Below are 8067 nucleotides of genomic sequence, written 5' to 3' on the forward strand. Positions count from 1 at the left end.
CCCTGCGCCCGCTCCGGCACCTGCGCCGGCACCGGCCCCCGCCCCTGCGCCGGCCCCTGCTCCCGCGCCGGCCCCTGCACCCGCACCGGCACCGGCACCCGCGCCCGCGCCCGCACCGTCGAGCGACATCGCCAAGCACGCGCTGGTCGGCTACTGGCACAACTTCACCAACCCGGCCGGCAACACCTACCCGCTGAGCCAGATCCCGGACGCGTGGGACGTGATCGTCGTCGCGTTCGCCGACAACGCCGGTGGCGGCAACGTCAGCTTCACGGTCGACTCCAATGCCGGCAGCGATGCGCAGTTCATCGCCGACGTGCGTGCGCTGAAGGCCAAGGGCAAGAAGGTGGTGCTGTCGCTGGGTGGCCAGAACGGCTCGGTCAGCGTCGGCTCGCAGGCCGAGGCCACGAACTTCACGAACAGCCTGTACGCGATCATCCAGAAGTACGGCTTCGACGGCATCGACCTCGACCTGGAGAACGGCGTGGCGCAAGGCGCGCCGATCCAGCAGTACCTGGTCAGCTCGGTGAAGGCGCTGAAGGCCAAGGTCGGCTCGAAGTTCTACCTGTCGATGGCGCCGGAGTGGCCGTACGTGCAAGGCGGCTTCGTCTCGTACGGCAGCATCTGGGGCGCCTACCTGCCGATCATCAACGGGCTGCGCGACGACCTGTCGATCATCCATGTGCAGTACTACAACAACGGCGGGCTGTACTCGCCGTACCAGGCCAACCCGTACCCGGAAGGCTCGGTCGACATGCTGGTGGCGGGCAGCAAGATGCTGATCGAAGGCTTCGGCCTGTCGAACGGCTCGGCGGGCACCTTCGCCGGGCTGCGGCCGGACCAGGTCGCGTTCGGCGTGCCGTCGGGCCCGCGCTCGGCGAACTCCGGCTTCGTCACCGCGTCGACCGTGAACAACGCGGTGGACTGCATGGTGAAGCTGACCGGTTGCGGCTCGCTGCGCCCGAACCAGGCCTACCCGACCTTCCGCGGCGTGATGACCTGGTCGATCAACTGGGACCGCTTCGACGGCTACAACTTCTCGGCGCCGGTCGGTGCCCACCTGAAGACRCTGCCTTGATTGCTGTGTGATACCCGAGCGGCGGGACGCCCATCCGGCGCCTGCTGCTCGGGGATTCACTCCGTGGCCCTACCATCCGGGCGCATGCGTTCACCGACCCTTGGCGCCTGCGCCTGTTTCGTTTTCTCCCTTCCCCTGCACGCTGCATTCGCGCAGTCCGACCCGGCCGCCAGCCTGGCCGAATGCGCGCAGATCGGCGCCCCGGCCGATCGCCTCGCGTGCTACGACAGGCTGGCCGGCCGCGCGGTCGAGGCGCCGGCACCCACCGGCCGCGAGGGCGAGAGCGAGTCGAAGCTGGCCCCGAAGGCGCAGCTGCTGCCGCCGGCGATCCGGCCGACGGGTGGCGGCAGCGGCAGCCTGGTCTCGCGCTACTGGGAGCTCGACCCCGAGGACAAGCGCGGCATCTTCAACTTCGTCGGCTACAAGCCCAACTACGTGCTGCCGCTGCACCAGACGAGCCGCATCAACCGCGAGCCTCGATCGCCCACGCAGGCGGCCGTGCCGCTGCCGGACTACAAGAACACCGAGGCCAAGTTCCAGCTGTCGCTGCGCACCAAGGTGCTGCAGGATGTCGGCTTCGAGGGCGGTGACCTGTGGCTCGCCTTCACGCAGCAGGCGCTGTGGCAGATCTGGAACGGCAAGGATTCGAAGCCGTTCCGCAACAGCGACTACGAACCGGAGGCGATCTATGTGGTGCCGGTTCCCGAGGCCTGGCGCGGGCTGCCGTTCGGCTGGCAGTGGCGCTACGCGCAGCTGGGGATCGCGCACCAGTCGAACGGCCAGTCCGATCCGCTGTCGCGCAGCTGGAACCGCGCGTCGCTCGGGGCCGGCTTCGAGCGCGACAACTGGTCGTTGAGCACGCGCCTGGTCCAGCGCTTCAACGAGAAGCTGGAGACCGACAACAACCCCGACCTGATCGACTACCGCGGCCGCAGCGAGACGCAGCTGAACTGGGCGAGCGGCTTGTCGACCGCTTCGCTGCTGTACCGCAACACGCTGCAGGGCGTGAAGTACGGTGCGCTGCAGCTCGAGTGGACCTACCCGGTGCTGCGCGACCAGCCGAACGGCCTGCGCTGGTACCTGCAAGCCTTCCGCGGCTACGGCGAGACGCTGACGGATTACAACTTCCGGCAGACGAGCTTCGGGGTGGGGGTGACGTTCCTGCAGTTCTGACGACGATGCGGCGCGTACTCTTCCTCTGCAGCCAGAACCGTCTGCGCAGCCCGACGGCGGAGCAGGTGTTCGCGTCGTGGCCCGAGGTGGAATGCACTTCGGCCGGGCTCGACAGCTCGGCGCTGACGCCGCTGGACAGCGAGACGGTGCAGTGGGCGCAGGTGATCTTCGTGATGGAGCGTTCCCACCGTAACAAGCTGTCCCGCAAGTTCAAGCCGTGGCTGAGCGGCAAGCGGGTGATCGTGCTGGGGATTCCCGACGAATACGCCTTCATGGAGCCGGCGCTCGTCGAGCTGCTGAAGGAGAAAGTGGGACCGTACCTGCGGGTGCGGTGAAACGGGAAACTGGGGGAGGAGAGCGTCAGCCCTTGGCGGCTGCGCGCTTGGCACGCTGCAAGGGCGTGTGCTCGGGAATGCGGGTTGTCTTGCGGTCTTGCGCGTAGTGCCAGCCCGGCAGGGCCTTGGCCACCTGCGCCGCCTTGGTGGGGGGCGCCTCGACGAGCATCGAGCCGGCGGCACCGCCGACGACGATGCCGCCCAAGGCACGCACCGACTTCTTCGCCGCCGTGAGCGCCTTGGCGTCCACGTCGCTGGAGTTGAAGAAGACGAAGCGTGCCATGGCCTCGATTATCGCGCCAAGCCCTTGCCTTGCATACGGGCGGGGAATCCGAGGTCCTGGGCATGCGCCGTGGCCAATCTCACGATGGCCGCCGAACGCCGGGCGTCGCGCGGCATCGCCAGCACGGCGCTGCCGGCCAGCCGGCGCGCCAGCACGCCGGTGGCGATCGGCGTGGCCATCGAGGTGCCCGACATCACGCCCCAGCGGTTGCCGAACAGCGTCGACACGATGGCCACGCCCGGCGCGGTGAGCGCGAGCTTGCGGCCGCGGTTGGAGAACTGCGCGAAGAACGGCACGTGGTGGCCGATCGGCTTGCCGCGCGGCTCGCCCAGCGTCCACTCCAAGTAGGCACCGGCCGGCCAGGCGTTCTCCAGGCCGATCGTCGAGACCGCGATCACCTTCGGGTAGCGGGCCGGATAGTCCACTTCGTCGGCGCCGTCGTTGCCGGCCGCGGCCAGGCAGACGCAGCCGCGCGCCCACGCGAACTCGACCGCGTCGCGCACCGCCTCGTCCGCGAGGCTGTCGCCCAGGCTCAGGTTGACCAGGTCGCAGCCGTCGACGGCGGCCTGCTTGATGGCCGCCTGGATCGCGAAGGTCGACGCGAATGGGTCGCCGGCCTCGAACACGCGGTAGGCATGCAGCGACACGGCGCTGGCCTCGCCGCGCCGCCAGCCGCTGGCCGTCGCCGCGATCACGCCGGCCACGTGGCTGCCGTGGCCATCGGCGTCGCGCAGCAGGCGCGTTGCCTCCTTCGCGGTGGTGTTGCGCCCGCCGGCGAGCTTCAGGTGGTCGTGCGGCCCGATGCCGGTGTCGACCACGCCGATCGAGACGCCCTTGCCGGCGCCGGCCGCCGGCTTGCCGTAGACCAGGCCGCGCGCATCCGCCGTCTTCAGCGACAGGGCCGGCACGGCGATCTCCAGGCCGCCGCGCAGCAGTTCCACATTCGACAGCCGCACCGGCCAGCCGCCGTGCAGCGGCGCCACCTCGATGGCATCCAGGCGCTTCGTGCCGCGGCTGAGGCGGAAGCTGACGCGCCCGCGCCGGTCGGTCATCGCCTCCAGGCCGGTGCCTTTTTCTTCATCGAGCAGGATCGTCACCAGCGCCTGCGCGAGCCGCGTGCGGGCCGCGTCGTCCACGACGACCGTGACGGTCCAGGCCTGGTCTCGGCCGGCCGCGATGCGCGGCGCCTTCAGGTGTTCGCTGAGCTTGTGCCACGGCCGGGCAGGGCGCTCCAGGCGGTACCACTGCTCCTCGGCCAGCGTGGCGCCATCGGGTGCGCTCGCGCGCACGTCGTCGATGCTGCGGCGGCCGATGTCGAGCAGCACCGCACCGTCGGCGGGCGAGCTGGTGACGAGCCTCAGCGTCGACGGGGTCATCCGCGGGGCAGCAGGGCGTTTCTCGGCGGCCGCGGCCTGCAGCCTGCGCAGCGTGGCCGCGGGGGCCGGGGCGTTCCTGCCGGCACGCGCCGGCGGAATGACGATGAGGCGGCGCGGTCGCCGGGTCGGATCCATTGTTGTTGTCTCTCCCTGGGAGCGGCAACGCCGGTCGACCTCCGTGTCGGCCGGTCGTGCTGCCCGTTCCCAAGTGTCGCGCAACAGGTCCTAGGCCGCCTTCTGCTCCCCACCCGCCCGCCACTGCGCCATCAGCGCCGACCACTTCGGCATCGCGGCCGCCAGGTGCCGCTCCTTCACATGCCCGTAGCCGCGGATGTCTTCCGGAATGCGCGCGATCTGCAGCGCGAGCGGCAGCGTCTGCGCGTTCAGCCCGCGCAGCACCTCGTCGAGGGCCTCGCGGTACTGGCCGATCAGTGCGCGCTCGGTCTTGCGCTCCTCGGTGCGGCCGAACGGGTCGAACGCGGTGCCGCGCAGCCCCTTGAACTTCGCGAGCACGCGGAACGCGGTCTGCATCCACGGGCCGAAGCGCTGCTTCACCAGCTCGCCCTTGTCGTTCTTCTTCGCGAGGGCCGGCGGCGCCAGGTGGTAGTTCAGCGTGTAGTCGCCCTCGAACTGCGCCGCCACCTTGTCGAGGAAGGCCTTGTCGGTGTGCAGCCGCGCGACCTCGTACTCGTCCTTGTAGGCCATCAGCTTGAACAGGTAGCGCGCGACCTGCTCGGTCAGCTTGTGGCCACCCAGCGGCGCCTCGGCGGCCCGCACCTTCTCGACGAAGGCCCGGTACTGCGCCGCGTACGACGCATCCTGGTAGCCGGTCAGGAACTCGACGCGCTTGGCGATCACGTCGTCGATGTTCACGCTCTTGCGCACGAACTCGATCACCTGCGCCGCCTTGAACAGCGCCTTCACCGCCGCCAGGTCATGCGCGGCGCGGCGGCCCCATTCGAAGGCCGACTTGTTGTTGTCGACCTGCACGCCGTTCAGCTCGATCGCGCGCATCAGCGCGGCATGGCCGAGCGGCACGCGGCCCTTCTGCCAGGCATAGCCGAGCATCAGCGGGTTGGTGTACAGCGAATCGCCGACCAGCTGCACCGCGAGCTCCTCGGCATCGAGCATGCCCACGTTCGCCGGGCCGGCCGCCGCGACGATCGCGCCCTCGCAGCTCGCGCCGGGGAACTGCCAGTCCGGGTTGGTCACGAAGGCCGCCGTCGGCGAGCCGTGCGTGTTCAGCGCGACGAAGCTGCGGCCCTCGCGCAGCGTCGCCAACGTGCTCTTGTTCGCACCGACGATCGGGTCGCAGGCGATCACGAGGTCGGCCTCCGCGGTGCCGACCTTGGTGGTGTGGATCGCCTCCATGCGGTTCGCGATCTGGATGTGGCTCCAGGTGCTGCCGCCCTTCTGCGCGAGGCCGGCCGAATCCTGCGTGACGATGCCCTTGCCCTCCAGGTGCGCGGCCATGCCGAGCAGCTGGCCGATCGTGATCACGCCGGTGCCGCCGACGCCGGCGACGACGATGCCCCAGGCCGTCTCGGCCACCGGCAGCACCGGCTCGGGCACCGCGATCGCCGACGGCTGCGGCCGCTCCTGCTTCGCCTTCTTCGCGCTCTTCAGCTGCCCGCCCTCGACGGTGATGAAGCTCGGGCAGAAGCCCTTCACGCAGGAGTAGTCCTTGTTGCAGGTGTTCTGGTTGATGCGGCGCTTGCGGCCGAACTCGGTCTCGACCGGCTCGACGCTCAGGCAGTTGCTCTGCACCGAGCAATCGCCGCAGCCTTCGCACACCAACTCGTTGATCACGACCCGCTTGGCCGGCTCGACCATCGTGCCGCGCTTGCGGCGGCGGCGCTTCTCGGTCGCGCAGGTCTGGTCGTAGATGATGGCCGTCGTGCCCTTCAGCTCGCGGTACTCGCGCTGGATGCGGTCGAGCTCGTCGCGGTGGAACACCTGCACGCCCTCGGCGAGCGCGACACCGTCGTACTTCTCGGGCTCGTCGGTCACGATGCACAGCGCGGCCACGCCTTCGGCCTTCAGGCTGTTCATGATCTGCAGCACCGAGTGGCCCTCGGGCCGCTCGCCGACGCGCTGCCCGCCGGTCATCGCGACCGCGTCGTTGTAGAGCAGCTTGTAGGTGATGTTCACGCCGGCCGCGATGCTCTGGCGGATCGCCAGGCTGCCGCTGTGGAAGTAGGTGCCGTCGCCCAGGTTCGCGAAGATGTGCTCGTCGGTCGTGAACGGCGCCTGGCCGATCCAGGGCACGCCTTCGCCGCCCATCTGCGTGAAGGTGCTGGTGCTGCGGTCCATCCACACCACCATGTAGTGGCAGCCGATGCCGGCCACCGCGCGCGAGCCCTCCGGCACCTTGGTGCTGGTGTTGTGCGGGCAGCCGCTGCAGAAGAACGGCAGCCGGTCGCCGCCCTCGCTCTTCACCTCGGCCAGGCTGCGCTCCTTGGCGTCGATCAGCGCGAGCCGCGCATCGATGCGCGCGGCGGTGTCGGCATCGACGCCGAGCTTCTTCAACCGCTTGCCGATCGCCTTCGCGATGATGGCCGGCGTCAGGTCGGCCTGCGCGCGCAGCAGCCAGTTGCTGCCCGGGTTCGGCTGCGACCACTCGCCGCCGCTCTGGTCGCCGGCCACCTCGTCGAACTTGCCGAGCACGTTCGGCCGCACGTCGGGGCGCCAGTTGTAGAGCTCTTCCTTCAGCTGGTACTCGATGACCTGGCGCTTCTCCTCGACGACCAGGATCTCCTGCAGGCCCTTCGCGAACTCGCGCGTGATGGTGGCCTCGAGCGGCCACACGACGTTGACCTTGTGCAGCCGGATCCCGAGGCGCCGGCAGGCGTCGTCGTCCAGGCCCAGGTCGTGCAGCGCCTGGCGGGTGTCGTTGTAGGCCTTGCCGCTCGCGATCAGGCCGAACCTATCGTTCGGTCCTTCGATGACGTTGTGGTTCAGCTTGTTGGCGCGGATGTAGGCGAGCGCGGCGTACCACTTGTGGTCCATCAGCCGCGCCTCCTGCTCGAGCGGCGCATCGGGCCAGCGGATGTGCAGGCCGCCGGCCGGCATCACGAAGTCTTCCGGCAGCACGATGTTCACGCGATCCGGGTCGACGCTGATGCTGGCCGACGATTCGACGATCTCCTGGATCGTCTTCATGCCCGACCAGACGCCGGCGAAGCGGCTCATCGCGAACGCATGCAGCCCCATGTCGAGGATGTCCTGCACGCTCGACGGAAAGAACACCGGCAGCCCGCAGGCCTTGAAGATGTGGTCGCTCTGGTGCGCCGCGGTGCTGCTCTTGGCGATGTGGTCGTCGCCGGCCAGCGCGATCACGCCGCCGTGCTTCGCGGTGCCGGCCATGTTGGCGTGCTTGAACACGTCGGAGCAGCGGTCCACGCCCGGGCCCTTGCCGTACCAGATGCCGAACACGCCGTCGAACTTCTTTGTCTGCGGGTACAGGTCGAGCTGCTGCGTGCCCCACACCGCGGTCGCGCCGAGCTCTTCGTTGACGCCGGGCTGGAACACGATGTTCTGCGCCTGCAGGTGCTTCTTGGCCTGCCACAGCGCCTGGTCGTAGCCGCCGAGCGGCGAGCCGCGGTAGCCGCTGATGAAGCCGCCGGTGTTCAGGCCGGCCATTGCATCGCGCGTGCGCTGCAGCATCGGCAGCCGCACCAGCGCCTGCACGCCGCTCATGAAGGCGCGGCCGGTCGCGAGGCTGTACTTGTCGTCGAGGGAGACGCTCTCGAGCGCCTTGCGGATGGATTCGGGTAGCGGGGCGTTCATCGGCCAGGGCTCCTTGGGGGAGGATCGGTGAGG

General features: G+C 69.5%; 6 protein-coding genes. 3 read left to right on the forward strand and 3 right to left on the reverse strand.

What is annotated here, in order from left to right; all coding sequences use genetic code 11:
* The 3 genes from AC1D15_RS11450 to AC1D15_RS11460 all read left to right on the forward strand — a co-directional run.
* On the forward strand, positions 1-1078 hold a 1078-nt coding region (locus AC1D15_RS11450; RefSeq protein ID WP_477826063.1), incomplete at its 5' end, for a chitinase.
* A gap of 84 nt (positions 1079-1162) precedes the next feature.
* The gene (locus tag AC1D15_RS11455) at positions 1163-2251 is read left to right on the forward strand and encodes a phospholipase A (protein WP_477826064.1); all 1089 of its coding nucleotides are present in this window, start codon (positions 1163-1165) and stop codon (positions 2249-2251) included.
* 5 nt (positions 2252-2256) lie between these two features.
* Positions 2257-2586: a low molecular weight protein tyrosine phosphatase family protein gene (locus tag AC1D15_RS11460; RefSeq protein WP_477826065.1), complete on the forward strand. Its 330-nt coding sequence runs from the start codon at positions 2257-2259 to the stop codon at positions 2584-2586.
* Between the two features lie 25 nt (positions 2587-2611).
* Here the strand turns inward: AC1D15_RS11460 and AC1D15_RS11465 are convergent, their stop codons facing one another.
* The 3 genes from AC1D15_RS11465 to AC1D15_RS11475 all read right to left on the reverse strand — a co-directional run bounded on the left by AC1D15_RS11465 (position 2612) and on the right by AC1D15_RS11475 (position 8034).
* Positions 2612-2869 carry a hypothetical protein gene (locus tag AC1D15_RS11465; protein ID WP_477826066.1) on the reverse strand — a complete coding sequence of 86 codons (258 nt, stop codon included), beginning with the start codon at positions 2867-2869 and terminating at the stop codon, positions 2612-2614.
* Positions 2870-2877: 8 nt separating this feature from the next.
* Positions 2878-4380: a S8 family serine peptidase gene (locus tag AC1D15_RS11470; RefSeq protein WP_477826067.1), complete on the reverse strand. Its 1503-nt coding sequence runs from the start codon at positions 4378-4380 to the stop codon at positions 2878-2880.
* Between the two features lie 90 nt (positions 4381-4470).
* A complete protein-coding gene (locus AC1D15_RS11475; protein WP_477826068.1) occupies positions 4471-8034 on the reverse strand; it encodes an indolepyruvate ferredoxin oxidoreductase family protein in 3564 nt (1187 codons plus the stop codon).
* Positions 8035-8067 lie beyond the last annotated feature (33 nt).

Source organism: Rhizobacter sp. P2_H2 (genome assembly GCF_056403375.1).

What these genes read in the sequence shown, in the direction of transcription:
- AC1D15_RS11455 (WP_477826064.1), top strand. Translation starts at nt 1,163, where the DNA reads ATGCGTTCACCGACCCTTGGCGCCTGCGCCTGTTTCGTTTTCTCCCTT.
- AC1D15_RS11460 (WP_477826065.1), top strand. Translation starts at nt 2,257, where the DNA reads ATGCGGCGCGTACTCTTCCTCTGCAGCCAGAACCGTCTGCGCAGCCCG.
- AC1D15_RS11465 (WP_477826066.1), bottom strand. Translation starts at nt 2,869, where the DNA reads ATGGCACGCTTCGTCTTCTTCAACTCCAGCGACGTGGACGCCAAGGCG.
- AC1D15_RS11470 (WP_477826067.1), bottom strand. Translation starts at nt 4,380, where the DNA reads ATGGATCCGACCCGGCGACCGCGCCGCCTCATCGTCATTCCGCCGGCG.
- AC1D15_RS11475 (WP_477826068.1), bottom strand. Translation starts at nt 8,034, where the DNA reads ATGAACGCCCCGCTACCCGAATCCATCCGCAAGGCGCTCGAGAGCGTC.